Origin of the sequence: Actinomadura viridis (assembly GCF_015751755.1) — a bacterium.
Classification (GTDB): Bacteria; Actinomycetota; Actinomycetes; order Streptosporangiales; family Streptosporangiaceae; genus Spirillospora; species Spirillospora viridis.
In genome coordinates, this window is the sequence record NZ_JADOUA010000001.1 from 1,788,056 (window position 1) to 1,814,766 (window position 26,711).

A 26,711-nucleotide genomic window follows, 5' to 3' on the forward strand; every position below is an offset into this window, starting at 1 on the left:
GCCCGCTAGTGGCCGCGCCGGCGGGCGCTCGCCAGCAGGTGGACGCCGAGGGAGTCGTCGTTCAGCGGCGCGCTCAGCTCGGTCCGCACCAGCCGGGGCAGCGCCCGCGGCGAGGTCGCCAGCACGTGCTCGACGGTCGACGGCGACAGCGCGGTGCGCGGCCGGATCCACTCCACCTCCAGCCCGGCGTCGGTGAGCAGCTCGCGAAGCTGGTCGGCCCAGAAGCAGCGGGTGATGGTGCCGTCCGGCCACGGGACGAGCAGGACCTCGGCGCTGGGGACGTCCGACAGGTGGGCCCAGCAGTTCTGCTCGGCCAGCAGCGCCATGCCGAGCGTGAGCGAGTCGACCGACAGCAGCACCCGGCCGCCCGGCTTCAGCACGCGGGCGATCTCGGCGACCGCCGCCTCGGTCACCAGGTGGTGGGACAGCACCCGGTTCTCCGCGATCACCGCGTCCACGCAGGCGTCGGTGAGGAAGCCCAGCGCCCCCGAGTCGGCGATCACGCGGCGCGCCGGGGCGGCGGCCACCGGGGCGGCGGCCGGGCCCGTGCCTGGGCCCGTGCCCGTGAACGGGGCGGTGCCGGGGACGGGGGCAGGCCCGGCGGCCCCGGCGTGGCGGGCCGAGCCGTTCTCGCCGGGACGCGGGGCGGCGGCGCCGAACTCCGCCGGGAGGATGTGGCTCTTGGTCGCCAGCACGCCGTTCCCGCCGGGCCGGGACGCGCGGGTGGGGACGCCGGGGCGCCGCCGGCCCAGGTGCGGGTCCAGCACCTCGATCACGTCGTGCCCGGCGGCGGCGGCCTGCGCGCCGCTGCGCGCCGTACCGCCCGCCAGGTCCAGGATCCGCGAGGGGCGCCGCGGGAGCCAGCGTGCGAGCTGGGCCGCGGCGACCGCCCAGTAGAACCTCCAGTAGAGCGCGAGTGATTCGTCATCGCCCGGGGCGTCGCGCAGGTTCGCGATCGAGGGCTCGGGAGGTCGCGCCGGCACCGGTAGCAACGGTTTGCTCCTGTTCTCGCCGTGTATGTCACTTGTTCCCTATTGGGGGCTGGAAGTCACCCTCTGTCCACATACGGATGAAATGACCTTCCTCTACCGGCACGGCCCCAGTAGCCCCCGGGACGCCCCCGCGTCATGCCCGCCCCATGGCCGGTTCATGTTCGCCCCATGTCCACCTCATGCTCGGTATGTCCCTCCGGTCCGGGAATCGACCACCCCGTGCCGGCGTTGCACCGTCTCATAACGCCCTGTGCGCGCGCGTCGAACGACACGGAATCCGGTTGGCCGGTTCCGTCCCGGTGCGCCCGCTACGGGGACGACGGAGACAGTTCAGCGGAGGTGCAGCCCATGACCATGGCCGTTGCCGAGCACGCGGGAGGGCTCACGGTGCCGTCGCAGCGCGCCGGTGGGGCCGCCCCCACCGGCGTGAGGAGGCAGCGTCGCCCGATATCGTCTGTGGGGGACGACGCCGCCGGCGTCGGCACAGCAGAGGGGGTGGGTCAGGTACCGGGCACCACGGAGACCGTGGAGCAGCGCCAGGAGCGCTTCCAGCGCGACGTGCTCCCGTTCTTGGACCAGCTGTATTCGGCCGCGCTGCGCATGACGCGCAACCCGGCCGACGCCGAGGATCTCGTACAGGAGACCTTCGCCAAGGCGTTCGCGTCCTTCCACCAGTTCAAGGAAGGCACGAACCTCAAGGCCTGGCTCTACCGGATCCTGACCAACACCTTCATCAACTCCTACCGCAAGAAGCAGCGCCAGCCGCAGCAGTCGGCCACCGAGGAGATCGAGGACTGGCAGCTCGCGCGGGCCGAATCGCACACCTCCAGCGGCCTGAAGTCGGCCGAGGCCGAGGCGCTGGAGCACCTGCCCGACTCCGACGTCAAGCGGGCGCTTCAGGACCTGCCGGAGGAGTTCCGGATCGCGGTCTATCTCGCCGACGTCGAGGGCTTCGCGTACAAGGAGATCGCCGAGATCATGGGCACGCCGATCGGTACCGTGATGTCGCGCCTGCACCGCGGACGGCGGCAACTGCGCGGCATGCTGGAGGAGTACGCCCGCGACCGCGGGCTCTCCCGGGCGAGCGGGAAGGGTGAGTAAGCCATGAGCTGTGGCGACCACCACGAGACGTCATGCGACGAGGTCCTGGCCAGGGTCTACGCCTATATCGACGGCGAGCTCGACCGCAGCGGCTGCGGCGAGGTCCAGCAGCATCTCGACGAGTGCGGTCCCTGCCTGCGGGAGTACGGCCTGGAGGAGGTCGTCAAGAGGCTCGTCGGCAAGTCGTGCGGCTGCGAGCCCGTCCCCGAGGACCTGCGCGCCAAGGTGCTCGGGCGCATCGAGGAGGTCTGCGGCGAGATCAGGTCCGCCGAGACCGCCGAGACCGAGCCGTCCGGCACCTCCTAGCGGCACCTCCTGACGGCACCTCCTGGCGGCACCCCCTGGCGGCACCGCCGGCGGCACCCGCCTGGCGCCCTCCGAAGACAGGGCCGCGGGTGTCCGGCGCGCCCCGCGGCGCTGGATATCGTGCTCGGGTGCTCGTACTCGTCACCGGCTCGGCCGGTTTCATCGGCTCCCACCTCGTCGACCGGCTGCTCGCCGACGGGCATGAGGTCGTCGGGGTGGACGACCTGTCCTCCGGCGCCAACACCCGCCCCGACGCCGAGCTGTGGCGGATGGACGTGGCCGATCCCGCCCTGGCCGCGCGGGCGGCCGCCCGCAGGCCCGAGGTGATCTGCCATCTGGCCGCGCAGGTCAGCGTGCGCGCCAGCGTGGCCGACCCGCTGGCGGACGCCCGCACGAACGTGGTCGGCACCGTGAACGTGCTGGAGGCCGCCCGCGCGGCCGGCGCCCGCAAGGTGGTGTTCACCTCCAGCTGCGCCGTCTACGGCGTCCCCGACGCGCTGCCCGTCCCGGCCGGCGCCGAGCTGCGTCCCGCCTCCCCGTACGCCGCGTCCAAGGTCACCGGTGAGGTCTACGCGCGCACCTACGGCGCCCTGCACGGCCTGGACCACACCGTCCTCACGCTGGCCAACGTCTACGGGCCGCGGCAGACCCCGGAGGGCGAGGCGGGGGTGATCTCGATCTTCACCGACGCGCTGCTCGCCGGCCGTCCCACCCGCGTCTTCGGGGACGGCACGCAGACCCGCGACTACGTCTACGTGGACGACGTCGTGGACGCCTTCGCCCGCGCGACGGGGGAACGGGGCGGCGGCGGCCGGTACAACATCGGCACCGGTCTCCAGACCACCGACCGCGCCCTGCACACCCTGGTCGCCAAGGCCGCCGGCGCCCCCGACGAGCCCGAGTACGCGCCGCCCCGCCTCGGCGACCTGCCCGCGATGGCGGTCGACCCGGCGACCGCCCGCGCGGACCTGGGCTGGGCGCCGCGGACCGCGCTGCCCGAGGGACTGGCGGAGACCGTCGCGTGGGCGCGCGAGCGCGCCGCCGCCTCCGGCCGGCTTCGCGGGTGACCGTTTCCCGCGTGCCGTGCCCTGATCGTGATCGACCCCGGTGAGGAGATGCGTCGGCACCCTCGGGAGCACTACCCTTGACAGATCATCCTGACCGGCATCGGGCGGCGGAGGGTGTACGGCGGTGTGCGCATGACCACCCGAGGTGACGATTGCTTCACGCTTTGCCTACGATTCCGCGGTTGCCTGTGTGACGTACGTCTCTCGCGTTAGGCTTGGGCCGAAAATCAGCGACGAAAGCACATGCGTGCCGGGACGGTGGGGAAGTGTTGCCTGGGGGCCGGGTCGAGGTGACCCGAAAGGCCCGTAATGCGGGGGGAGGCAAGGAGCCGTGCTCAAGCATGTGGTGACCGCCGGTCTCGGCCGGGACGGGCGTGCCATCGTGTCGTCGTCGTTGACGGTACCCAAGGGCGTGTCCTGGGTCTGAGTGCCGTCCGGCACGACCGGCCCGCGCGGCGGCCCGCCGTAGCCCCCGGCGAGAGCACGGGGAAACGTCGACTCCCGAGGGGGCGGCATGCGTGGACTACCTCCCGTTGCCTGGGCGTACGTGTGCGGGGTGGTCGCCTTGGCGGCCGGGCTCATCGCCACGGCGTCCTATGAGGGGCTCGATTGGCGCGCGCTGGCCGTGCTCGCCGTGCTGTTCCTCATCTGCGACTCGGCGCCCGCGCTGCTCAACGTGGAGCGTGCCCGGGTCTCGCTGAGCTTCGCGGCGAGCCTGGCGTCGGTGGTCCTGCTCGGGCCGGCCGGGGCGGCGCTGCTGGGAGTGTGCGCCATCGTCACCGGCCAGCGGCTCTTCGCACCGGTCAAACGGCTGTTCAACGGCGCGCAGTTCGCGCTGTGCGGCTACACCTCGGGGATGGTCTTCGGCGCCCTCGGCGGGCGGCGGTTCGAGCCGGGCCAGGCCGGCTGGGTCGAGCACGTCATCGGCCCCTTCCTCGGGGCGCTGGTGACGTTCGTGCTGGTGAACCTGCTGCTGGTGGCGGGGATCCTGCTGCTGAGCAGGCAGGCGGTGCCGCGGGAGCTGCTGAGCGCGAGCGGGCAGCTGGCGTTCGGGTGCCTGGGGTACGGGATGTTCGGGCTGCTGATCGCGGGGCTCTGGTCGCGGGAGGGCGTGGGGCCGTTCGCGGCGGTTCTGGTGTTGTTGCCGTTGTTCATCGCGCGGTGGGCGTTGGAGCAGACGCGGGCGCAGCAGCAGGCGCATGCGGCGACGTTGGCGGCGTTGTGTCAGGCGGTGGAGACCAAGGACTATTACACGCGGGGTCATTCGGAGCGGGTGTCGCGGGGGTCGGTGATGATCGCGCGGGAGATCGGGATGCGGGCGGATCGGGTGGAGGCGATCCGTTATGCGGGGATGTTGCATGACGTGGGGAAGCTGGGGGTGCCCACGAAGGTGTTGCAGAAGGCGGGGTCGTTGACGGAGGAGGAGTTCGCGGCGATCCAGTTGCATCCGATGCGGGGTCTGGAGATCGTGCGGGAGATCGGGTTCCTGGACGAGGCGCTGGCGGGGATCATGCATCACCATGAGCGGATGAACGGCCGGGGATATCCGATGGGGCTGGCGGGTGATGAGATCCCGGAGTTCGCGCGGGTGATCTCGGTGGCGGACGCGTTCGACTCGATGACCTCGACGCGTTCCTACCGTCCGGCCCGTACGGTCGAGGAGGCCGTCGAGGAGCTGCGCCGCGGCGTGGGCGACCACTTCGACCCGGGCATGGTGGAGGCGTTCCTGCGTGCTCTGGAACGTGACGGGTGGGAGCCGCCCAAGCCGGTCGTCCTCCCCGACGACGACATCGTGGAGACCACCCAGCAGGACCACGACGACCCGAGCACGCCCATCAGGGTCGCCGGGGAGGACGACCGCACCGGCGACGCCGACGGTGACGCCGACGCCGACGCGGCCGGCGGCGGTGACGCGGCCGGCGGCTCCGGCGCCGCCCGGGACACGGCCCGCCGATGAGCGCGCAGCTGCCCACCCGGGAACGCGCCGCCTGGCAGACCATCGACTCCGGCCAGCTCCTGCTGATCGCCTCCGCCGGTCTCGTGGTGGTCGTCGCGGTCACCCAGGTGGCCGCCGTCGGGCTGGAGCAGACCGAGGTCGCGGTCATCTTCGGCGCGCTGATCGCCCTCGGCGAGCTGTTCCGCATGGTCATGCCGGGCAACCGCGAGGTCGCGCCGATCGCCTCCGCCGGCGGCATCGGCTACGCGCTGCTGGTCGGGATCGGACCCGAGGGCGCGCCGCCCGACGCGCCGCTGGGCGTGGTCCCGGCCGTCCACTCGCCGCTCCAGGTGGTGGCGGTGACCGCGGTCGGCACCCTGGTCGGCTCGCTGCCGCACGTCGCGGTGGGCCGGGCCCCCCGGCCGGACGCGATGGCGCGGCGGCTGTTCACGGTGGCCACCGTCGCGCTGTGCTTCCGGCCGCTGCTGTCGCTGCGGCTCGACTGGCAGGTGCTGCTGACCATGATGGGCGTCGTGGTGGTGGCGTCCTGCTTCTTCGACGTCGTCGTCGCCGCGCTGATCCGCGCGGAGGCGGTCCGGGCCAGGTTCGGGATCGCGATGCGCGACGAGATCCGCGCCAAGCTGGCGCTGTGCGCGGCCACCGGCGCGACCGCCATGCTCATCGCGGTCGCCACCACGGTGATGGGGCCGGCCGCGCTGCTGGTGTTCACCGCCCCGATCCTGGTCACCCAGTTCGCGTTCCGCCGCTACGCCGGGGTCCGCGCCACGTACCTGCAGACCGTACGGGCCCTGTCGCGGGTCACCGAGGTCGGCGGCTACGTGGAGACCGGGCATTCCCGCCGCGTCTCCCGGCTGTCGGTGGCGATGGGCCGCGAGCTGGGCATGTCCGAGGAGGAACTGCTGGAACTGGAGTACGCGGCCCTGATGCACGACATCGGGCAGCTCTCCCTGGGCGACCCCATCCCGGGCGGCGCCACCGTGCTGGCCTCGCCCGCCGAGCAGCGCCGGATCGCCGAGCTGGGCGCCGAGGTGATCAAGCAGACCGGGGTGCTCGACCGGGTGGCCGCGATCGTCCATCTGTCGTCCCACCCGTACCGGACCGGGCACGGCGAGGCTCCCGGCGACGGCCCGGCCGCGGCCGGGCGCCCGCTGCCGCCGCCGCTGGCCAGCCGGATCATCAAGGTGGCCAACGCCTACGACGACCTGGTGGGCGACTCGGCCGACCGCGACCGCGGGGCCGCGGTGCTGGAACGGCTGCGGCTGGACTCCGCGGCCGAGTACGACCCGACCGTGGTCGAGGCGCTCCGCCGTGTCGTCGACCGCCGTCCCCGGCTGTGACGGCCCGCCGCGGCCCGGCGGGCGGCGCGAACGCACGCGAACGCGGCACGGGCGGGCGAATCCATGTGCGCACAAATCTACGGGCGGGTATTTGTGGTTCCCATGCCCGGACCACGGGCCGCCGCCCGGCTAGTGTCGGCCGGGCGAGCGGCAGACCCCGTCCGGTGACCGTCGAAGGAGAGGTCGCAGGTGTACGAATCCGTGCTCGTGGCGAGCCGGGGTGAGATCGCCAGCCGGATCATCCACACGGTGCGCGCCCTGGGGCTCAAGGCCATCGCGGTGTACTCGGAGGCGGACGCCGACCTGCCGTTCGTCGCCGAGGCCGACGAGGCGATCCTGCTCGGCCCCGCCGAGCCCGCCCTCAGCTACCTGGACGTCCCGCGGATCCTGGAGGCCGCGCGGCGGACCAACGCCCGGGCGATCCACCCGGGCTGCGGGTCCCTCGCCGGGAACGCAGCGTTCGCCCGTCGCGTCGAGGACGCCGGGCTCGGCTGGGTCGGGCCGCCGCCGCTGGCGATCGCCCGGATGAGCGACAGGATCAACGCGCGCAACCTGATGAAGGAGGCCGGCGTCCCGGTCGCGCCCGGGGTCTGGGAACCGGTCCCCGACCCCGGCACCGCCGTCCAGGAGGCCGAGCGCATCGGCTACCCGGTCATGGTGAAGGCCGCGGCGGGCGCCGGCGGCGCCATGGCCGCCGCCCGCGACGAGGCCGCCCTGCGGAAGGCGTTCGAGACCGTCCGGGCCGCCGCCGGGCGGTCCCCCAGCGGAGGCTCCGGGGGCGGGCCGGACATCCTGCTCGAACGGTTCGTGGAACGGGCCCGGCACGTCGGGGTGCAGATCCTCGGTCTCGCCGACGGCACCGTGCTCGCGCTGGGGGAGCGGGACCGCTCGATGCGGCACGGCCACCGGACGATGGCCGAGGAGACGCCGTCGCCCGGCGTCACCCCCGCCCTGCGCGAACGGATGGCGGCGGCGGCCGTACGGGCGGGCGAGGCGGTCGGCCACCGCGGCGCCGGGACCGTGGAGTGCCTGGTCGATCCCGCCGCCCAGGACTTCTTCGTCCTGGGGATGAGCACGCGGCTCCAGGCCGGGCATCCGATCACCGAGCTGGTCACCGGCATCGACCTGGTCGAGCAGCAGCTGCGGATCGCAGCCGGGGAGCCGCCCTCGTTCACCGAGGTCGCGCCCCGCGGGCACGCGGTCGGGCTGCGCGTGCACGCCGAGGACCCGGTGCGGTTCCGGCCCGCCCCCGGCGAGATCAAGGTCTGGGAGGAGCCGGTCGGCGAGGGCATCCGCATCGACGCCGGCTACGCCGAGGGCAACACCGTCACCTCCCACTACGACCCGCTGCTGGCGAAGCTGTGCGTGCGCGGGGAGACCCGGGACGACACGCTGGCCCGGGCCCGGGCGGCCGTGGGCGCGTTCCGTATCGAGGGCGCCCTCAAGACCGACCTGCCGTTCCTGGCCGGGCTGCTCGGCCATCCCGAGTTCGCGGCCGGGACCTACGACACCGGGACCGTGGACCGCATGCGCGCGCCCTCCTGAGCACCGGGCGCCGTTCGATCGACGCAGTGTCCGCCGGCCGCGCCACGGGTGCCGCCGGCGCCGGGGAGAAAGGGGGCCGCCGTGGCCGAGGTCCGGGCGGAGATGGTCGCCAACGTGTGGCAGGTCGTGGTCGCCGAGGGCGACCCCGTGAAGGAGGGGGACACCCTCGTCATCCTGGAGTCCATGAAGATGGAGATCCCGGTGCTGGCCGAGGAGCCCGGCACGGTCTCCGCGCTCGCCGTCCGGGAGGGCGTCGTCGTCCAGGAGGGCGACCTGATCGCGGTCGTGAGCTGATGCGCCGCGGTGAGCCGGCGCGCGGCGAGAGTACGCTTCCGGCCGTGGAGACCTACTGCGACCGCTGCGGCGAACCCGCCCGCGACGGCGACCATGGGACGTGCCGCGCCGCGCGGCGGATGGAGCCGCCGCGCTACTGCGCCCGGTGCAGGCGGCGGATGATCGTCCAGGTGACCCCGGCGGGCTGGACGGCCCGCTGCTCCGAGCACGGGGCCCTCAGCTCCGCCTGAGGTCCAGCGTGTAGGTGATCAGGTCGACGCCGGGGACCGGGGCCCAGTCCCGTTCCGGCGTGCGCGCGAAGCCCATCCGCTCGTACAGCCGCTGGGCCTGGAGCATGTTCCGCTGGGTCGACAACCGCAGCGCCGCGAGCCCGGCCCGGCGGGCCCGGTCGACGCACTCCAGGACGAGGGCGCGGCCGGCGCCGCCGCCCCGCGCGCTTTCCAGGACGGCCAGCATCCGGAACTCGGCCTCGTCCGGCCCGGCCAGCTCCGCGTACCGGCTGCCGGGAGGGCAGTAGGCGACGGCCCCGGCGATCTCGCCGCCGACCTCGGCGACCAGCAGTTCGGCCGCGGCGGCCCGGTCGGCGGCGTCCCGGAGGGCGTGCACGTAGCCCGACGCGGGCGAGACCAGCCCGCCGTTCACGTACACCTCGACGGTCAGCTCGCCCACGCGGGCGTACTCGTCGGGGCGCGCCGGCCGGACGGTCACCGGTGACGGCCCGGGCTCCGGTGCCGCTCCGGGACGGGGCGGGTACGGCGTGCTGGGATAGGCGGCCACGCCGTCACCATAGAACAGGCCGGGGACACACGTCCCCCCGGTCCGGGGCGGGTGTCTCCGGCGCTCCTCCCGGCGGCCGTACAAAAGCGGGGCGGTCAAGACTGTGGGATCCGGCGGGGCTTCCCCGGAGGGGCGCGCGCTAATCTGCCGCACGTGAGCGTGCTCGTGGTGACCGGGACCTGCACCGGGGTCGGCAAGACGATCGTCACCGCCGCCTTGGCGGCCCTCGCGGCGGCCCGCGGCGCCGAGGTGGCCGTCGTCAAGCCGGGGCAGACCGGGGTGGGGCCGGACGAGCCCGGCGATCTCGACGTCGTACGGCGGCTGGCCGGCGTCGACGACCTGCACGAGTTCGCCCGCTTCCCCGACCCGCTCTCGCCCGCCGCGGCGGCCCGCCACGCCGGCGCCCCGCCGCTCCGGCTCGCCGATGTGGCCGAGCGCGTCCAGAAGCTGAGCGAGACGCGGCGGCTGGTCCTGGTCGAGGGGGCGGGCGGCCTCCTGGTCCGGTACGACGAGGAGGGCACCACCGTCGCCGACCTGGCCCGCTGGCTCGGCGCGTCGGTGGTCGTGGTCGCCCGTCCCGATCTGGGCACCCTCAACCACACCGCCCTCACCCTGGAGGCGATGGCGCACCGCGGCGTGCAGCCTGCCGGGGTGGTGCTGGGGGCGTGGCCGGACGAGCCCGACCTGGTGATGCGCAGCAACATCCGCGACCTGGAGACCATCGCGGCCCGGCCGCTGGCCGGCGCGCTCCCCGCGGGCGCCGGATCGCTGGACCCCGTCGAGTTCCTGCTGGCCGCGCACGGCGGGCTGGCGGCCCCGTTCGGGGGCGCCTTCGACCCCGCCGTCTTCCGAGAGACCCACGACCCTCTACGGTGAACCCACCGCACAAAGGAGTATCCGTGAGCGACATCCTCGAAGTGGCCCGGCGCCAGGTGCTCGACGAGGGCCGCGGCCTGTCGGGCGCGCAGGTCCTGGAGTGCCTGACGCTGCCCGACGACCGGCTCGGGGAACTGCTCGCCCTCGCCCACGAGGTCCGCATGCGCTGGTGCGGCCCCGAGGTCGAGGTGGAGGGGATCGTCTCGCTGAAGACCGGCGGCTGCCCCGAGGACTGCCACTTCTGCTCGCAGTCCGGGCAGTTCACCTCCCCCGTCCGCGCGGTGTGGCTGAACATCCCCGACCTGGTGCGGGCGGCGAAGGAGACCGCCGAGACCGGCGCCACCGAGTTCTGCATCGTCGCCGCCGTCCGCGGCCCCGACGAGCGGCTGATGTCCCAGGTCCGCGAGGGCGTCAAGGCGATCAACGACGCGGTCGAGATCAACATCGCCTGCTCGCTCGGCATGCTCACCCAGGACCAGGTGGACGAGCTGGCGGCGATGGGCGTGCACCGCTACAACCACAACCTGGAGACCGCCCGGTCCCACTTCCCCAGCGTGGTCACCACCCACACCTGGGAGGAGCGCTGGGACACCCTCCGCATGGTCAAGGAGGCGGGCATGGAGGTGTGCTGCGGCGGCATCATCGGCATGGGCGAGACCGTCGAGCAGCGCGCCGAGTTCGCCGGCCAGCTCGCCGAGGTGGAGCCCGACGAGGTCCCGCTGAACTTCCTGGCCCCCCGCCCCGGCACCCCGTTCGCCGACCGGCCGCTGGTCGAGGGCCCCGAGGCCCTCAAGACCATCGCCGCGTTCCGGCTCGCGCTGCCCCGCACCATCCTGCGCTACGCCGGGGGCCGCGAGCTGACCCTCGGCGACCTCGGCACCCGCGACGGCATGCTCGGCGGCATCAACGCCATCATCGTCGGCAACTACCTGACCACTCTCGGCCGTCCCGCCGAGCAGGACCTGGAACTCCTCACCGAGCTCCAGATGCCCATCAAGGCCCTCTCCCAGACCCTCTGACCCCAGGCCCCGCGGGCGGGCTCAGCCGCGGCGCAGGCGGGTGATGAACTTGTAACGGTCGCCGCGGTAGAGGGACTGGGCCCACTCGACGGGCTGGCCGGTGCTGTCGAAGGCGTGCCGGGACAGCAGCAGCAGCGGCAGGCCGACGTCGACCTTCAGCAGCTGCGCGTCGTGCGGGGTGGCCAGGACGGTCTCGATCGTCTCCTCGGCCTCGCTGAGGTGGACGTCGTAGGCGGTGGCCAGCGTCTCGTACAGCGAGTGGTGCCGGGGCAGCTCGCGCCGCAGGCCGGGGAAGCGGCGGGCCGGCAGGTGGGAGGTGTCGACCGACATCGCCTCGCCGTCGGCCAGCCGCAGGCGGTGGATCCGCAGCACCCGGCCGCCCGGGCGGATGCCCAGCAGGGTCGCCAGCCGCTCGTCGGCGCTGACGTACCCGATCTCCAGGATCCGGGTCTCCGGGCGCAGGCCGTGGTGGCGCATGTCCTCGGTGTAGCTGACCAGCTGCAGCTCGTGGGAGACCTTCGGCTTGGCGACGAACGTGCCCTTGCCCTGGATCCGCTGCAGCCGGCCCTCCACGACCAGCTCGGCCAGCGCCTGCCGGACCGTGGTGCGGGAGGTCTCGTACTTCTCGGCCAGCGTCCGCTCAGGGGGCAGCGGGCTGCCGGGCGGCAGCGACTGGATCAGCTCCACCAGGAGCTCTTTGAGCTTGTAGTACTTCGGGATGCGCGGAGCCGGGGCCGCGTGGCGCTTGCCGATGTCGTTCAGCGGCGTACGCTCGTACCCGCCCCCGTGCCGGGGCCCGCCCCTGACCTCCGTCACGGCCTCTCCTCACGTTCATCACCGGTTCCCCCGATGTTACGTGTGAAGACTACGACCGGTAGAGGCGGCGACGGCCTCCAGGGCCTCCCGCAGTGTTGTGAGGTCCGCCTCGTCCACGCTGGCACGCGCGGTGAGCCGCAGGCACGCGCGTCCCTTGGGCACCGAGGGTGGCCGGAAGCAGCCGACCCGGACGCCGTGCCGGGCGCAGGTCTCCGCGCCCCGCACGGCGGCCTCGGGTTCGCCGAGCACCACCGGCACGACCGCGGCGGCCGGTTCGGCGGTGGTCTCCAAGCCCAGATCGGCCGCGAGGGCCGCCATCCGCCGGGCGCGGTCGCGGGCCCGGGCGGGCAGGTCCGGCTCGGCGGCCAGGACGTCCAGCGCGGCGAGCGCGGCCCCCACGGCGGGCGGGTTCAGGCCCGTGTCGAAGATGAACGACCGGCCGGTGTCCACCAGCGTGTCGATGACCTCCGGGGCCCCCAGCACCGCGCCGCCCTGCGCGCCCAGCGACTTCGACAGCGTGAGCGTCAGCACCACGTCGGGCTCGCCGGCCAGGCCCGCGGCGTACGCGGCGCCCCGGCCGCCGTCGCCCACCACGCCCAGCGCGTGCGCCTCGTCGACCACCAGCAGCGCGCCGTGCGCCCGGACGGCCCGGTGCAGCGCCGCCAGCGGCGCCAGGTCGCCGTCCACCGAGAACACCGCGTCGGTGACGACCACGGCGTGCTCCTCGTCCCGTTCGGCCAGGACGTGCTCGACCGTCGCCACGTCCCGGTGCGGGACGATCGCCACCCGCGACCGGGAGAGCCGGCAGGCGTCCACGATCGAGGCATGGTTGACCTGGTCGGAGACCACCAGGTCGGCGGGGCCCGCCAGGCCCGCCACCGCGCCCAGGTTGGCCAGGAAGCCGGAGGAGAAGACCAGCCCGGCCGCGCTGCCGGTGAGGTCGGCCAGCCGCCGGTCCAGCTCGGCGTGCAGCAGCGTCGTCCCGCAGACCAGGCGGGAACCGGTCGAGCCGGTGCCCCACTCGCGGGCGGCGGCCATCGCCCCCGCGGCCAGCCGGGGGTCCCGGGCCAGCCCGAGATAGTCGTTGGAGGCCAGGTCGATCAGCCCGTCGTGGTCAGGGGTGCGCGGGCGCAGCCGGCGGCGGACCCCCGCCTTCGCGCGCCGTTCGGCGGCGGCACGGAACCGGGCCAGTGGATCACCTGCGGTCATGGGGGCATCTTGCCAGGTCGTATGTGAGCGGATGACGGAAGGGCGGCCCCTGTGCGCGATGATGGAGGCGTGCCCACGATGACCGATCTGGTCCACGACCACACCGATCTCACCGACACCGACCTGGAGTGGCTGCACGCCCTGGTCTCGGACTGGCAGCTGCTGGCCGACCTGTCGTTCGCCGACCTCCTGCTCTGGGTGCCGCTGCGCTCAGCGGACGCGCTGCCCGCGGAGGTGGGGCCCCGGCGGCGCGACCCCGGCATCCCCGGCGGCGTGCACGGCTGGGTGGCGATCGCCCAGATGCGGCCCACCACCGGCCCCACGGCCTACCCGGAGGACCTGGTCGGCAAGATGGTGCCGACCGGGCGGCGCGGCCTGATCGACGTGGCCTGGCGGGAACGGCGGATCGTCCGCGAGGGCGACCCCGAGTGGGGGAGCGGCATCCCCGTACGGGAGGAGTCGATCCCGGTACGGCGGGGCGTGAAGCTCCTCGGGGTGATCCAGCGCAGCACCAACCTCAGCTCCGCCCGCACCCCGAGCCGCCTGGAGCTGACCTACCTGCAGAGCGCCAGCGACCTGGCCCAGATGATCGCCGAGGGCCGCTTCCCCGCGCCCGGCGAGGAGCCCAACATGGTCCGGTCGCCGCGGGTCGGCGACGGGCTGATCCGGCTGGACCGCTCCGGGCGGGTGACCTACGCCAGCCCCAACGCCCAGTCCGCCTACCGCCGGCTCGGCTTCCCCGCCGACCTGGTCGGCGAGTCGCTGGGGGCCGTGACCACCCGGCTGTGCGACACCGGCGAGCCGCGGGAGGAGGCGCTGACCGCCGTGCTCAGCGGGCGCTCCCCGCGCGAGGTGGAGGTGGAGACGCGCGGCCCGGTGATGCAGCTGCGCACCATTCCGCTGGTGGTGGGCGGCACCCGGATCGGCGCCATCGTGCTGTGCCGCGACGTCACCGAGCTGCGCTGGCGCGACCGAGAGCTGATGACCAAGGACGCCACCATCCGCGAGATCCACCACCGGGTCAAGAACAACCTCCAGACCGTGGCCGCGCTGCTGCGGCTCCAGGCCAGGCGGCTGCAGATCCCCGAGGGACGGGCGGCGCTGGACGAGGCGGTGCGCCGGGTCGGCTCGATCGCGATCGTGCACGAGACGCTCTCGCTCACCCCCGACGAGCTGATCGACTTCGACGACATCGCGGACCGGGTCATCACCATGGCGGGGGAGGTGTCCACACCCGAGACCCAGGTCGCGCCCAAGCGCACCGGCAGCTTCGGCGTCCTGCCCGCCGAGGTGGCCACCCCGCTGGCCATGGCGCTGACCGAACTGCTGCAGAACGCTCTGGAACACGGCCTGGCCAACCGGTACGGCACGCTGGAGGTGGTGGCGCGCCGCTACGAGGAGGACGGCGAGGAGGCCGCGCCGGACGGCGACGGACCGTCCTCCCGGCTGATGGTCATGGTGTCCGACGACGGGGTGGGGCTGCCCCCCGACTTCGACGTCGAGAGCAGCGACAGCCTGGGCCTCCAGATCGTGCGCACGCTGATCGTCGGCGAGCTGGGCGGGCGGCTGGACTTCCGGAGGCGGCCCGCCGGAGGGACCGAGGTCATGGTGGACGTGCCGCTGGACCACGCGCGGCGTCAGGGCCAGCACCCGCCGCGTCCGCAGGGGACCTGAACGCGGGCCGGGCGCGATGGCCCTTCGAGACGCGACGAGCGCCCGTGGCCAGGCCAGGGCGCTCAGCGTCGCGTCGCGTCGTCCGTCAGGTTCCGGGGGCGGCGTGGAGTGCGGGGCCACCGGTCACGCGGGTGCTTTCCGACCGAGGGGTTCGGAAGCGGCGCGGTACGGCGGGGCTCCTGCGTCTTTGAAGGAGGGCCGGTCGGCCGGTCTGAGCCCGAGGGCGTCAGACCAAGGGGTTCAGGTTGGTGCGCGTCCGGGCGCGGGCGTTGCGGCGCTTGAGGGCGCGGCGCTCGTCCTCGCCCATGCCGCCCCAGACGCCCGAGTCCTGACCGGACTCCAGGGCCCAGGCCAGGCACGCGTCGGTGACGTCGCACCGCCGGCATACCTGCTTGGCCTCTTCGATCTGCAGCAGGGCGGGCCCGGTGTTGCCGATCGGGAAGAAAAGCTCGGGATCCACGTCACGGCAGGCTGCGCGGTGGCGCCAGTCCATGCGGTCCACTCCTTCGTCAGCGTGGAGGAAGACGACTCCACTTGTGAACGGTTTCACATGTCCCGGCCACCCTGGCCGCTCGGGGTCGGGGGTTGCGGGGCGGTCGAGAGTACGGGTGAAGGTGTCGTGCGGCGCAGCGATCAGGAGGCCGGCGGCGCTGGTGCTTCCTGTCGGCGAACGCGCTTTGAGCGTGTCAAAACGGCGCGGCCGGACGCAAGACCTTGGAGAAACGTTTCTCAAAGTATGGGTGTCGCATGTGTCACATCAGTGGGTCGGCGATGTTGCTTTCCCGTTAAACGAGACCGGGATCGCACTCATATGACGATGCGTATCGCCCTCGGCACCGATCGGAAGGTGATGGACTCCAGCTCCCCCAGGTAGTCCCCGTCCAGCTGGAACGCCATCGGACGGTCCGCCCGCAACGTGATCTCCTGCGCGTCGTGCAGGTTCAGGACCTGCCGCCCCCGGACCGGCCGGGTCCGCGCGGTCAGCATCCCGGCCAGCGCCCCCAGCACCGGCATCAGGTCCAGCGACCGCATCCCGAACAGCTCCAGCCCGCGGCTGAAGTGCGCGCGCGGGCTCGGATTCACCGGATAGGGACCGAGGAAAGTCCACGGCGCGGTATTGCTGACGAAGGCGAGAAAGAGCCCCGATATGGCGGGCCGGCCCGGCACTTCCAGGGTGAGGGACGGACGCTCCCGGTCGGTTCCCGAGAAGAAATGCCGGATGGCCGTCCGCGCGTACAGCGACGGGTCGGCCCGGGCCCCGGCCAGCCGCCGCCGCTCCACCTCACGCACCACTTCGGCGTCCAGACCGACGCCCGCGCAGAACGTGAAATACCGTTCGGCCCCGCCGTCCGGGCTCGCCGATCCCAGCCCGACGGTGCGGTACCGGCCCGCCCGCAGCGCCTCCAGCACGGCACGGGTGGCGTCGACGGGATCGTTGGACAGCCCGACGGCCCGCGCGAACACGTTCGCGCTGCCGCACGGCAGCATCGCCAGCTGCGGGACGTCCGGGGAGGGGCCCTTCTCCAGCAGCCCGTTGACGACCTCGTTCACCGTGCCGTCCCCGCCCACCGTCATCACCACGTCATGGCCCTCGGCGACCGCCCGCCGGGCCAGCTCGGTGGCGTGGCCGCGGTAGGCGGTCTCGGCGACCTCCAGGTCGAGGTGCCCGGCGACGGCCCGCACCAGGAGATCGCGGGCCCGCCGGGAGGTCGAGGTCGCCATGGGGTTGGCGATGAGCATCGCGCGCACGGCGCCAGCGTATCCACCGCGCGAGGCGCGCCCGCCCTGGACACCGCTTTCCCGGACCGCGCGCGCCCGCGGGGCGAGTAGGGTTTCGAATTGTGTCCAAGCGTCCCATGACCGTGAACGCCGCCGCCGCCCTCGAAGCCGTGGAGGGCGTCGCCGCCATCGGGTTCGGCCTCTTCGTCGGCGGGGAGACGATCCTCGGCGAGGCGGTGGACCCGGCCACCGCGATCGGCGTGACCGTACTGGCCCTCGCCGGCGGCGCCGGCATGCTGGCCTGCGCCCGCGGGCTGCTGCGCGCCGAGCCCTGGAGCCGCGCTCCCACGGCCCTCACCCAGATGTTCGCGCTGCCGATCGCCTGGTCGCTGTACCAGAGCGAGCAGTACGCGGCCGCGTTCCCCCTCGGCCTGGCCGCCGTCCTCACCCTGGTGACCGTGCTCAGCCCGCCCAGCACCGCCTGGCTCGTCGCCGACCCCGGCGACGACGACCAGGACGCCGACCGGGACGAGAGCGGCGACCGTCCGGACGGAGAGGGCGGCAGCGGCGACGAGCACGGTGGCGACGGCGACGTGCCGGCCAAGAGCGGATGACCGTGAGCGGATGACCGTGGCCACCGGCCCCCGGCGGGACGCCCGTCCCCGGCCGGTCACTCGTCGGCGGTGAGCCCCTCGCGCAGCTGGGCCAGCGTCCGGGCGAGCAGCCGGGAGACGTGCATCTGCGAGATCCCCAGCTCGGCGGCGATCTGCGACTGCGTCATGTTGCCGAAGAACCGCAGCAGCAGGATCTTCTTCTCGCGGGCGGGCAGCTTCTCCAGGAGCGGCTTGAGCGACTCGCGGTACTCCACGCCCTCCAGCGACTCGTCCACCATGCCCAGCGAGTCGGCCACGGCGGGCGCGTCCTCGTCGCCGGAGTCGGGCGCGTCCAGCGAGACCGTGGAGTAGGCGTTGGCCGACTCCAGGCCCTCCAGCACCTCTTCCTCGCTCATCTGCAGGTGGGCCGCCAGCTCGCTGACGGTCGGCGCGCGGCCCTCGCGCTGGGCCAGGTCGCTGATCGCCTTGGTCAGGGAGAGCTTGAGCTCCTGCAGCCGGCGGGGCACCCGCACGGCCCAGCCCTTGTCGCGGAAGTGCCGCTTGATCTCACCGACGATGGTGGGCGTCGCGTAGGTGGAGAACTCCACCCCGCGGCCGAGGTCGAACCGGTCGATCGACTTGATCAGGCCGATGGTGGCGACCTGGATCAGGTCGTCCAGCCACTCGCCGCGGTTGCGGAACCGGCGGGCCAGGTACTCCACCAGCGGCAGGTGCAGCTCCACCAGCTGGTCACGGATGCGCTGGCGCTCCGGGTCGCCCTCGGGCAGCTCGGCGAGGCGCTCGAACAGGGCGCGGGCACGGGCGCGGTCGGGAACCGCGCCGTCCGGCCGCTCGTTTCCCGTGTCGCCTGCCACGGTCGTCTTCTCTGTCACGGGGCCCCCGCCGCGCCGCGGCGCTTCTGCAGCGTCACGGTGACGCGGTCGTCCGCGCCCACCTGGGAGTCGACCTCGCCGGCCAGCGAGGACAGCACCGTCCAGGCGAAGGTGTCGCGGCTGGGCACGGTGCCGTCCACGGTCAGCACCGACACCGAGATGCGCATCGCCTCTCCCGTCAGTTCGAACTCGCAGGTCAGATCGGTTCCCGGAACCGCCTGGGCGAGCAGCATCGCACACGCCTCGTCGACGGCGATGCGAAGATCCTCGATCTCGTCCAGGGTGAAGTCCAGGCGCGCTGCCAGGCCGGCGGTCGCGGTTCTCAGAACCGACAGATAGGCCCCGGCGGCGGGTAGCTTCACCGTCACCACATCGCGCACGGACAACTTCGTACCGGCCGGCATGGCCGCGGTCTCCTCGGTCACGTCACTCCCTCGCAGGATGGTCCCGCTGCCTTTGAAACTACCGCCTACGAGGCACTGTGGGAGACTCCGGCGCGCGCGGCTTCGGCGGCGATGTCCCGAAGAGTTCCCCACAAGCCGATACGTCGCCCCGCAAACGCGATCGCGGCGAGAAAAAGATCACGCTCCACGGGCGGCGCGTCGCGGCTCACGCGCCCTCGCGGGCGAGTGCGGTGAGCGCGTCCCCCGTGAGGCGGTAGGTCGTCCACTCGTCCTGGGGGCGGGCTCCCAAGGACTCGTAAAACCCGATGGACGGGGTGTTCCAGTTGAGCACGGCCCACTCGACGCGCCCGTATCCGCGCTCGTCGGCGATCCGGGCCAGCTCCCTCAGCAGCGCCCGCCCGTGGCCGTGTCCGCGTACGGCCGGGTCCACGTAAAGATCTTCCAGGTAGACGCCGTGCCGGCCGAGCCAGGTGGAGAAGCTGAGGAACCACAGCGCGAACCCCGCGACCTCGCCGTCGTGCTCGGCCACGTGCGCGAACACCCTGGGCTCCGGCCCGAACAGGGCGGTCCGCAGATCCTCCTCGGTGGCCTTCACCTCGTGCAGGGCGCGCTCGTACTCCGCCAGGTCGCGGACCAGCCGCAGGATCGCGGGCACGTCGTCGGGGGTCGCAGGCCGGATCATGCGTGCCAGGGTAGCCGCCCGCCCGGACCTCTCCGGACCTTTCCGGAGGTCCGGAGAGGTCCGGACATGGCACGGGGGCCGTCCGGCGAACGGACGGCCCCCGCCGGGGCGTCAGCCCTGCTTGGTCTCCCAGAAGATCTTGTCGATCTCCGCGATCTTGCCCAGCAGGTCTTCGGCCACCTTGACGTCCATGCTGCCCTTGGTGCCGGTCGCCCCCGCCAGCTTGGTCGCCTCGTTGAACAGCTGGTGGAGCTGCGGGTACTTCTCGAAGTGCGGCGGCTTGAAGTAGTCGGTCCACAGCACCCACAGGTGCTCCTTGACCAGCTCGGAGCGCTGCTCCTTGATCTGGATGGCGCGGGCACGGAAGACCGGGTCCTCGTTGGCGGCGTACTTCTCGCAGATCGCCTTGACGGACTCGGCCTCGATGCGGGCCTGCGCCGGGTCGTAGACACCGCACGGCAGGTCGCAGTGCGCGGAGACCGTGGTCTTCGGACGCAGAAGGTTGACGAGCACCTGCGTTTTCCTTCCCTCGTTTCGGATCATGCTCAGGTCACCGACATTACTCTTGTGGCCCCGTCCCCGTACGGCCAGGGCGCTCGGTATTTAGGCCTAGGACCCGGTGGACGGGACGGGCGGTCACGGACCGCGACGGACCGTACGGTCGCGGGTCCTGTGCTCTTGTTTCACCGATCGGGGGCGAGGTATGCCGGTGGCGCGGACACCGCTGCGGGTCATGGCGGTGACCGGGGAGTCGATGCTTCCCGCTTTGCGGCCCGGTGACCTGCTGGTGGTACGGACGGGGGGCCGGGCGGCGCGGGGCGACCTGGTGGTGGCGCGCCACCCGGAACGGCCGGAGCGGCTCATCGTCAAGCGGGCGGCGCACCGGTCCGGGGAGGGCTGGTGGCTGGAGAGCGACAACCAGCGCGCCCGCGGCAGGCAGGACAGCTGGGACTTCGGCGCGGTGCCCGACCGGCTCGTGGTCGGGCGGGTGGTGGCGCGCTACTGGCCGCCGTCACGGCTGGCGCTGTTCGGGACGGGACGGGCGTCGTCGTGAGGGAGCCGCGGTGACGGCAGCGACTCGGTCACCCGGGGCCGGGCGGGCGGCGCGGCGGCGGCCACGCCGGTGCGCCGGGCGCAGTGGTCGGAGCAGTAGCGCCGGGACCGGCCGACCGTGGTGTCGAAGAACACGCGGTCGCAGCCGTCCGCCCGGCACACGCCCAGGCGGTCGGCGCCCTGCTCGCCGATCCGCACGGCCAGGCCCATGGCGGCGCGCGCCGCGTAGCGGTCGGGGACCGAGCCGCCCTCGTTGAGGTGCACGTGCCAGGCGGTGCCGTCGCCGCACCGGGCCAGCTGCGGATGGATCGGATGCTGGATCAGCAGGGAGTTGAGGCGTTCCACGGCGGTCTCCTCGTCACCGGCGCAGGCGGCGGTGAAGATCGCCCGCAACTGGGCGCGCAGCGCGCGCATGCAGTCGAGGTCGCGGTGGCCGACCCGGCCGCCCAGGTGCGGCCGGCCGTCCAGCAGGGCCCGCAGGCCGTCCAGGTCGCGCAGGCCGTCTCCGGCGGGGTCCCCGGTGTTGACGAGATCGATCGCCAGGTCGGCGTAAGAGGCGAGGTCCACGTGCGCGCTCCTGACGGAGTCGACCTGATCGGACGAATGGTGTGGGTCATTCCCCGCTGTCGAGTATTACACCCCGTAGGGCGTCACGGTCCGATGAACGTGCAGCTGCTCGTGAAATATCGTGCGGCAGAGTCTCGCCAGACCTGACAAATTTCTCGCAAACGAGCGTATCGGACGTGCTTTTCCTGGTGGTTCCGAGAAAGGGATGTCCGCAGAGTTGATTACGGCCCGTGTCCATCCCGGTCAGGGTGGCACGGGCCGTAGCCGGCGACATCGTTGGTCGAAGGGGGCGGGCCGGGGATCCGGTGATGCGGCGGGTCCGCCGTGGGGGGAAGGGCCGGGTGCGCGGCGGCCCGGGGGTCGGGGCGGCCGGCACGGGGGCGGTCCGGGAGGATCTCGGATCAGGGGCGGGCGCGCGCCCGGGGCTCAGATCCGGTTGACGCCTTCGGCGCGGGCCTGGTCGGCGACGGCCGCGGTGACGGCCGGGGCGACCCGCTCGTCGAACGGGCCGGGGATCACGTAGTCGGCGGACAGGTCGTCGCCCACGATGGCGGCGAGCGCGTCGGCCGCGGCCAGCTTCATGCCCTCGGTGATCGAGTGCGCGCGGACCTCCAGCGCGCCCTTGAAGATGCCGGGGAAGGCCAGCACGTTGTTGATCTGGTTGGGGAAGTCGCTGCGGCCGGTCGCGACGACCCGCGCGTGCCGCCGCGCCACGTCCGGGTGGACCTCGGGCGTGGGGTTGGACAGGGCGAACACGATCGCGTCGTCGGCCATGGTGGCCACCGACGACTCCTGGACGGTGCTTCCGGACAGGCCGATGAAGACGTCCGCGCCGCGCAGCGCCTCCTCGGTGGAACCGCGCAGCCCGGCCTTGTTGGTGTCGGCGGCCAGGGCCAGCTTGATCGGGTTGAGCCCGTCCCGGCCCTGGTAGACCAGGCCCTTGCTGTCGGAGACGGCGATGTCCCCGATGCCGGCGTTCAGCAGCATGCGGGTCACCGCGACGCCGGACGCGCCGGCGCCGGCCACCACCGCGCGCAGCGACGACAGCGGGCGGCCGGTCAGCCGGGCCGCGTTCTTGAGGGCGGCCAGGGCGACGATGGCGGTGCCGTGCTGGTCGTCGTGGAAGACCGGGATGTCCAGGGCGGCGCGCAGCCGGTCCTCGATCTCGAAGCAGCGCGGCGCGCTGATGTCCTCCAGGTTGATGCCGCCGAAGCTGGGCGCCAGCCTGATGACGGTGTCGACGATCTCGTCCACGCCGGTGCAGTTCAGCGCGATGGGCACGGAGTCCACCCCGGCGAACTCCTTGAACAGCAGGGACTTGCCCTCCATGACGGGCATGGACGCGGCCGGGCCGATGTCGCCCAGGCCGAGCACGGCGGTGCCGTCGGTCACGACCGCGACCACCTTGGAGGTCCAGGTGTAGTCGTAGGCCAGTTCGGGGTGCTCGGCGATCGCGGTGCAGACCCGCGCCACGCCGGGCGTGTAGGCGAGGGAGAGATCGTCCTTGTTGCGCACCGCGATGGTGGAGCGGACCTCCAGCTTGCCGCCGCGGTGCAGCGGGAACGCCGGATCGTCGTCATAAGAATGCGGTTCGGTGGAATTGGGCTCAGCAGCCACAGCGACCCCTGTCAGTGAAACGTGGATTTCGGGCGATGCCGCCGCGGTGAGGCGTGGTGGCCGTCACCGGTGGACATCTGGCGACGTACGGGGGTCACCCGTTGTCCGATTGTGCCACAGGCGCCGCGAGCGGCCGGGGGCCGGGGCCGGTGGCGGGCATCACCCCACGGTGACGCACGGTGACGGCCACGGCACCTCGTGTGAAAAGATCATTCCAGGTGAGGCCGTCCGAACATCCTCGTTGTCCGATTGTTTCGCACCCTTTATCCAGATCCCTACTGGTGTACGCGAAACTATGCACCGACTGACGGATTCATTGGATCAACCCAGACCGGATGGAGGGGGACCTGTGATCACTGGTTCTCTGCGCCGTCGCGCCGTGGCGGCGGGCGCACTCGTGCTGACGGGCGCCCTCGCCCTGTCGGCCTGCGGGGAGAAGGAAGACGACACCCCGGGGGCCGGGGCGAAGATCACCCCGGCCGGCGGCGCTGACGCGCGCCTGGCGGGCATGGTCCCCGCCGACGTCAAGGCCGACGGCAAGATCGTCATTGGGGTGGACGCCGCGTACGCGCCCAACGAGTTCCTCGACACCGACGGCAAGACCGTCGTGGGCTGGGACCGGGAGCTGTTCGACGCGGTGGCCGCCAAGCTCGGTCTCAAGACCGAGTGGGTCAGCTCCAAGTTCGACGACATCCTCCCGGGTGTGCAGTCGGGCAAGTACGAAGGCGGCGTCTCCTCGTTCACCATCAACGACGAGCGCAAGAAGCAGGTCCTGATGGTGAGCTACTTCAACGCCGGCAGCCAGTGGGCGACCAAGAAGGGCAACCCGGTCGGCGTGCAGCCCGACAACGCCTGCGGCAAGAAGGTGGCCGTGCAGAAGGCCACCGTCCACGTCGAGGACCTGGAGAAGCGCTCCAAGGCGTGCACCGACGCGGGCAAGCCGGCGATCTCCATCAACCAGTACCAGGCGCAGGACCAGGCGACCGCGGCACTGGTGTCCGGCAAGGAGGACGCCAGCGTGGCCGACTCGCCGATCATCGCGTACGCGGTCAAGCAGACCAACGGCCAGCTGGACCTGCTCGGCGACATCTACGACGCCGCCCCGTACGGCTTCCTCTTCAAGAAGGAGCAGACGCAGCTGGCGCAGGCCGTCCAGGAGGCCACCAAGGCGCTCATGACCGACGGCACCTACAAGAAGATCCTGGAGAAGTGGAACGTCCAGGCGGGCGCCGTCAACGACTCGGCAGTGAACCCCTGATCCCATGACCCACACAACCGAGGATCCCTCGGCGGCACGGGCACGGCCGGAGGTCATCACGGCCGTGCCCGTCCGGCACCCCGGACGCTGGGTCGCGGTGGCCGTCATCGCGGTGCTCGCCGCGATGTTCGTCAACATGCTGGTGACGAACGACAAGTTCCAGTGGTCGTTCATCATCGACAACGCGTTCCGGCCCAACATCATCCGCGGCGTCTACACCACGATCGCGCTGACCGTCCTGGCGATGCTGATCGGCGTGCTGCTGGGCATCGGCCTGGCGGTCATGCGGCTGTCGCCCAACCCGGTGCTCAGCGGGGTGGCCTGGCTCTACACCTGGTTCTTCCGGGCGGTGCCCCGGCTGGTGCTGGCCATCCTGTTCGGCAACATGGGCATCCTGTACGCCCAGTACGACATCGGCGGCGTCCCGTTCGCCGGGGCGTTCAGCGACCTGCTGGGCGTGGACCTGACCGGGACGCTGTTCAGCCTCGACGCGCGGACGCTGCTCACCGGCTTCATGGCCGGTCTGCTGGCGCTCGGGCTGTCGGAGGCGGCGTACATGGCCGAGATCGTCCGCGCCGGCATCCTCTCGGTCGATCCCGGCCAGAGCGAGGCCGCCGGGGCCCTCGGGATGTCCCGGTCCCAGACCATGCGCCGGGTGGTGCTGCCGCAGGCGATGCGGATCATCGTCCCGCCGACCGGCAACGACACCATCGCGATGCTCAAGGACACCGCGCTGGTGGCGTTCGTCCCGGTCACCAACGAGCTGTTCTTCCAGCTCCAGGCGGTCGGCACCCGGACCTTCCAGGTCTTCCCGATGCTGGTGGCGGCCTGCATCTGGTACCTCATCCTGACCAGCGTCCTGCTGACCGGGCAGTACTACATCGAGCGCTACTTCGCGCGGGGGACGGCCTCGGGCCGGCCGCGCCGCCGCGTGCGCGCGGCGGGGACCGCGGCCGCCGGCAAGGGCGCCCTCGGCCCGGACGCGGGCACCGGTCCGGAGGACGGCGCGGGCGAAGGGGGAGGGCGATGAGCGATCCGTCCATGGAGGACGCCGCGGTCACCGCCGGTGCGGCGGACGCGGTGGACACGGCCGGGGCCGGCGACCTGATGGTCAGGGCCGAGAACATCCACAAGAGCTTCGGCCGCCTGGAGGTGCTCAAGGGCATCGACCTGGAGGTACGGCCGGGCGAGGTGATGTGCGTCATCGGCCCCTCCGGTTCGGGCAAGTCCACCTTCCTGCGCTGCATCAACCACCTGGAGAAGATCGATGGTGGGCGGCTGTGGGTGGCCGGGCACCTCGTCGGGTACCGGGAGAAGAACGGCAAGCTGTACGAGCTGCGGGACCGGGAGGTCTCGGCCCAGCGCCGCGAGATCGGCATGGTGTTCCAGCGCTTCAACCTCTTCCCGCACATGACGACGCTCGAGAACATCATGGAGGCGCCGGTCCGGGTCAAGCGGGAGCCCAAGGCCCAGGTCCGCGAGCGCGCGCTGAAGCTGATGGACCGGGTGGGGCTGGCCGACAAGGTGGACAGCTACCCGGCCCAGCTGTCGGGCGGGCAGCAGCAGCGGGTGGCGATCGCCCGGGCGCTGGCCATGGAGCCCAAGCTCATGCTGTTCGACGAGCCGACCTCGGCGCTGGACCCCGAGCTGGTCGGCGAGGTCCTGGAGGTCATGAAGCAGCTGGCGCTGGACGGCATGACGATGGTCGTGGTGACCCACGAGATCGGCTTCGCCCGGGAGGTCGGCGACTCGCTGGTGTTCATGGACGGCGGCGTGGTCGTGGAGAAGGGCCCGCCGCGGGAGGTCCTGGCCAACCCGCAGCATCCCCGTACCCAGGACTTCCTGTCCAAGGTGCTCTGAGGAAGGCGCTCTGAGGAGCCGTACGCGCGCGTGACCGCGGGAGATCCCCGGGGGGAGGGCCACCCCGGGGTGAGCGCGGTCACGCGGCGCGGACTAGTGTGCCGTCATGTTCGCTGTCACGGCTACGCGATTCGACGCAGACGATCCGCTCAAGGGCCTCACGCTGGGGGAGCGGCCCGAGCCCGAGGTCCCCGGCGGGTGGACCACCGTCACGGTGAGGGCGACGGCGCTCAACCACCACGACCTGTGGTCGCTGAAGGGCGTGGGGCTGAGCGAGGACCGGCTCCCGATGATCCTGGGCTGCGACGCGGCCGGGGTGGACGAGGACGGCAACGAGGTCATCGTCCATTCGGTGATCGGCGACCCGGACCGCGGGGGCGGTGACGAGACGCTCGATCCCCGCCGCTCGCTGCTGTCGGAGACCTACCCGGGCACGTTCGCCGAACGGGTCGCGGTGCCGCGGCGCAACCTGGTGCCCAAGCCCGCCGAGCTGTCGTTCGCGGAGGCCGCGTGCCTGCCGACGGCGTGGCTCACCGCCTACCGGATGCTGTTCGACAAGGCGGGGCTCCAGCCCGGCTCGACCGTGCTGGTGCAGGGCGCGGGCGGCGGGGTCGCCACCGCGCTGATCGCGCTGGGGTCGGCCGCGGGCTACCGGGTCTGGGCGACCAGCCGCAGCGAGGCCAAGCGCGAGCGGGCGCTGGAACTGGGCGCGGACGCGGTGTTCGAGTCCGGGGCGCGGCTGCCCGAGCGGGTGGACGCGGTGATGGAGACGGTGGGGCAGGCGACGTGGTCGCACTCGCTCAAGTCGCTGCGTCCCGGCGGGCGGATCGTGGTCTCCGGCGCCACCAGCGGCCAGGTGCCGCCGGCGGAGCTGAACCGGGTGTTCTTCCTGCAGCTGTCGGTGGTGGGCTCCACGATGGGCACCCGCGACCAGCTGGAGCGGCTCGGGCGGTTCCTGGTCAAGAGCGGCGTCCGCCCGCGGATCGACCGCACGCTGCCGCTGGCCGGGGCGCGGGACGGCTTCGCCGCCATGCACGAGGGCGACCTCTTCGGCAAGATCGTCTTCACGCCCTGAGCCGGCGGGCTCGGAGCCGG

29 protein-coding genes are annotated in these 26,711 nt (G+C 72.6%); 17 read left to right on the forward strand and 12 right to left on the reverse strand.

Translation table 11 applies throughout. The annotated features are described in order from the left end of the window. Positions 1-5: 5 nt before the first annotated feature. A complete protein-coding gene (locus tag IW256_RS07895; protein ID WP_197010324.1) occupies positions 6-983 on the reverse strand; it encodes a methyltransferase domain-containing protein in 978 nt (325 codons plus the stop codon). 357 nt (positions 984-1,340) lie between these two features. On the opposite strand from IW256_RS07895, the gene IW256_RS07900 reads away from it, so the two are divergent. From IW256_RS07900 to bsaP, 8 genes are all read left to right on the forward strand, one after another. Then, complete coding sequence (locus tag IW256_RS07900; RefSeq protein ID WP_231403697.1) at positions 1,341-2,093, forward strand: sigma-70 family RNA polymerase sigma factor; 753 nt, start codon at positions 1,341-1,343, stop codon at positions 2,091-2,093. Positions 2,094-2,096: 3 nt separating this feature from the next. Then, positions 2,097-2,399 (forward strand): mycothiol system anti-sigma-R factor, encoded by a 303-nt coding sequence (gene rsrA, locus IW256_RS07905; RefSeq protein WP_197010325.1) that lies wholly within the window; start codon positions 2,097-2,099, stop codon positions 2,397-2,399. 128 nt (positions 2,400-2,527) lie between these two features. After that, a complete protein-coding gene (locus IW256_RS07910) occupies positions 2,528-3,466 on the forward strand; it encodes an NAD-dependent epimerase/dehydratase family protein (protein ID WP_197010326.1) in 939 nt (312 codons plus the stop codon). A gap of 514 nt (positions 3,467-3,980) precedes the next feature. Continuing rightward, positions 3,981-5,423, forward strand: a complete 1,443-nt coding sequence (locus IW256_RS07915; protein WP_197010327.1) for an HD-GYP domain-containing protein — start codon at positions 3,981-3,983, stop codon at positions 5,421-5,423. Further along, positions 5,420-6,760, forward strand: a complete 1,341-nt coding sequence (locus IW256_RS07920) for an HD-GYP domain-containing protein (protein WP_197010328.1) — start codon at positions 5,420-5,422, stop codon at positions 6,758-6,760. The genes IW256_RS07915 and IW256_RS07920 overlap by 4 nt, the downstream gene beginning before the upstream one ends. Before the next feature lie 189 nt (positions 6,761-6,949). Next, positions 6,950-8,305, forward strand: coding sequence for an ATP-binding protein (locus IW256_RS07925; protein WP_197010329.1), 1,356 nt, complete (start codon positions 6,950-6,952; stop codon positions 8,303-8,305). Positions 8,306-8,386: 81 nt separating this feature from the next. Continuing rightward, entirely contained in the window at positions 8,387-8,599 is a 213-nt protein-coding gene (locus IW256_RS07930; RefSeq protein ID WP_197010330.1) for a biotin/lipoyl-binding carrier protein, read from the forward strand. Between the two features lie 44 nt (positions 8,600-8,643). Next, a complete protein-coding gene (gene bsaP / locus IW256_RS07935; protein WP_197010331.1) occupies positions 8,644-8,829 on the forward strand; it encodes a biotin synthase auxiliary protein BsaP in 186 nt (61 codons plus the stop codon). Here the strand turns inward: bsaP and IW256_RS07940 are convergent. Beyond that, positions 8,816-9,376 carry a GNAT family N-acetyltransferase gene (locus IW256_RS07940; RefSeq protein WP_197010332.1) on the reverse strand — a complete coding sequence of 187 codons (561 nt, stop codon included), beginning with the start codon at positions 9,374-9,376 and terminating at the stop codon, positions 8,816-8,818. The genes bsaP and IW256_RS07940 overlap by 14 nt on opposite strands. Positions 9,377-9,529: 153 nt before the next feature. Here IW256_RS07940 and bioD point away from each other — a divergent pair, with 153 nt between their 5' ends. Beyond that, positions 9,530-10,252 carry a dethiobiotin synthase gene (gene bioD / locus IW256_RS07945; protein ID WP_197010333.1) on the forward strand — a complete coding sequence of 241 codons (723 nt, stop codon included), beginning with the start codon at positions 9,530-9,532 and terminating at the stop codon, positions 10,250-10,252. Between the two features lie 23 nt (positions 10,253-10,275). Beyond that, positions 10,276-11,271 (forward strand): biotin synthase BioB, encoded by a 996-nt coding sequence (bioB, locus tag IW256_RS07950; protein ID WP_197010334.1) that lies wholly within the window; start codon positions 10,276-10,278, stop codon positions 11,269-11,271. Positions 11,272-11,292: 21 nt separating this feature from the next. On the opposite strand, the gene IW256_RS07955 is transcribed toward bioB, so the two are convergent. Both IW256_RS07955 and IW256_RS07960 read right to left on the reverse strand, forming a co-directional pair. Next, positions 11,293-12,033, reverse strand: coding sequence for a GntR family transcriptional regulator (locus IW256_RS07955; protein WP_197016169.1), 741 nt, complete (start codon positions 12,031-12,033; stop codon positions 11,293-11,295). A gap of 90 nt (positions 12,034-12,123) precedes the next feature. Then, on the reverse strand, positions 12,124-13,296 hold the full coding sequence (locus tag IW256_RS07960) for an 8-amino-7-oxononanoate synthase (RefSeq protein WP_197010335.1): 1,173 nt from the start codon (positions 13,294-13,296) through the stop codon (positions 12,124-12,126). 69 nt (positions 13,297-13,365) lie between these two features. Between IW256_RS07960 and IW256_RS07965 the strand changes: the two genes are divergently transcribed. Continuing rightward, entirely contained in the window at positions 13,366-14,970 is a 1,605-nt protein-coding gene (locus tag IW256_RS07965; protein WP_197010336.1) for a sensor histidine kinase, read from the forward strand. Positions 14,971-15,196: 226 nt separating this feature from the next. Here the strand turns inward: IW256_RS07965 and IW256_RS07970 are convergent, their stop codons facing one another. After that, positions 15,197-15,463, reverse strand: coding sequence for a WhiB family transcriptional regulator (locus tag IW256_RS07970; RefSeq protein WP_197010337.1), 267 nt, complete (start codon positions 15,461-15,463; stop codon positions 15,197-15,199). Positions 15,464-15,777: 314 nt separating this feature from the next. After that, positions 15,778-16,719 carry a diacylglycerol/lipid kinase family protein gene (locus IW256_RS07975; protein ID WP_197010338.1) on the reverse strand — a complete coding sequence of 314 codons (942 nt, stop codon included), beginning with the start codon at positions 16,717-16,719 and terminating at the stop codon, positions 15,778-15,780. 92 nt (positions 16,720-16,811) lie between these two features. Here IW256_RS07975 and IW256_RS07980 point away from each other — a divergent pair, with 92 nt between their 5' ends. After that, positions 16,812-17,303 (forward strand): hypothetical protein, encoded by a 492-nt coding sequence (locus IW256_RS07980; protein WP_197010339.1) that lies wholly within the window; start codon positions 16,812-16,814, stop codon positions 17,301-17,303. Positions 17,304-17,359: 56 nt separating this feature from the next. On the opposite strand, the gene IW256_RS07985 is transcribed toward IW256_RS07980, so the two are convergent. From IW256_RS07985 to sodN, 4 genes are all read right to left on the reverse strand, one after another. Further along, positions 17,360-18,175, reverse strand: coding sequence for an RNA polymerase sigma factor SigF (locus IW256_RS07985; RefSeq protein WP_197010340.1), 816 nt, complete (start codon positions 18,173-18,175; stop codon positions 17,360-17,362). Beyond that, the gene (locus tag IW256_RS07990; protein WP_197010341.1) at positions 18,172-18,600 is read right to left on the reverse strand and encodes an ATP-binding protein; all 429 of its coding nucleotides are present in this window, start codon (positions 18,598-18,600) and stop codon (positions 18,172-18,174) included. The genes IW256_RS07985 and IW256_RS07990 overlap by 4 nt, the downstream gene beginning before the upstream one ends. A 184-nt stretch (positions 18,601-18,784) precedes the next feature. Beyond that, positions 18,785-19,270 (reverse strand): GNAT family N-acetyltransferase, encoded by a 486-nt coding sequence (locus tag IW256_RS07995; RefSeq protein WP_337959963.1) that lies wholly within the window; start codon positions 19,268-19,270, stop codon positions 18,785-18,787. A gap of 102 nt (positions 19,271-19,372) precedes the next feature. Continuing rightward, on the reverse strand, positions 19,373-19,774 hold the full coding sequence (sodN, locus tag IW256_RS08000) for a superoxide dismutase, Ni (protein ID WP_307828788.1): 402 nt from the start codon (positions 19,772-19,774) through the stop codon (positions 19,373-19,375). Between the two features lie 190 nt (positions 19,775-19,964). On the opposite strand from sodN, the gene sodX reads away from it, so the two are divergent. Beyond that, on the forward strand, positions 19,965-20,315 hold the full coding sequence (gene sodX, locus IW256_RS08005) for a nickel-type superoxide dismutase maturation protease (RefSeq protein ID WP_386919999.1): 351 nt from the start codon (positions 19,965-19,967) through the stop codon (positions 20,313-20,315). On the opposite strand, the gene IW256_RS08010 is transcribed toward sodX, so the two are convergent. Both IW256_RS08010 and IW256_RS08015 read right to left on the reverse strand, forming a co-directional pair. Beyond that, on the reverse strand, positions 20,261-20,881 hold the full coding sequence (locus IW256_RS08010; RefSeq protein ID WP_197010344.1) for a CGNR zinc finger domain-containing protein: 621 nt from the start codon (positions 20,879-20,881) through the stop codon (positions 20,261-20,263). The genes sodX and IW256_RS08010 overlap by 55 nt on opposite strands. A 426-nt stretch (positions 20,882-21,307) precedes the next feature. Then, positions 21,308-22,498: an NAD(P)-dependent malic enzyme gene (locus IW256_RS08015; RefSeq protein WP_197010345.1), complete on the reverse strand. Its 1,191-nt coding sequence runs from the start codon at positions 22,496-22,498 to the stop codon at positions 21,308-21,310. A 349-nt stretch (positions 22,499-22,847) separates the two neighbouring features. Between IW256_RS08015 and IW256_RS08020 the strand changes: the two genes are divergently transcribed. From IW256_RS08020 to IW256_RS08035, 4 genes are all read left to right on the forward strand, one after another. After that, on the forward strand, positions 22,848-23,756 hold the full coding sequence (locus tag IW256_RS08020) for an ABC transporter substrate-binding protein (RefSeq protein ID WP_307828790.1): 909 nt from the start codon (positions 22,848-22,850) through the stop codon (positions 23,754-23,756). Between the two features lie 4 nt (positions 23,757-23,760). Next, positions 23,761-24,786: an amino acid ABC transporter permease gene (locus tag IW256_RS08025; protein ID WP_197010347.1), complete on the forward strand. Its 1,026-nt coding sequence runs from the start codon at positions 23,761-23,763 to the stop codon at positions 24,784-24,786. Then, positions 24,783-25,616 (forward strand): amino acid ABC transporter ATP-binding protein, encoded by an 834-nt coding sequence (locus IW256_RS08030; RefSeq protein ID WP_420535395.1) that lies wholly within the window; start codon positions 24,783-24,785, stop codon positions 25,614-25,616. Before IW256_RS08025 ends, IW256_RS08030 begins: the two co-directional genes overlap by 4 nt. Positions 25,617-25,722: 106 nt before the next feature. Next, entirely contained in the window at positions 25,723-26,691 is a 969-nt protein-coding gene (locus tag IW256_RS08035; RefSeq protein ID WP_197010348.1) for a zinc-binding dehydrogenase, read from the forward strand. The last annotated feature ends 20 nt before the right edge of the window (positions 26,692-26,711 follow it).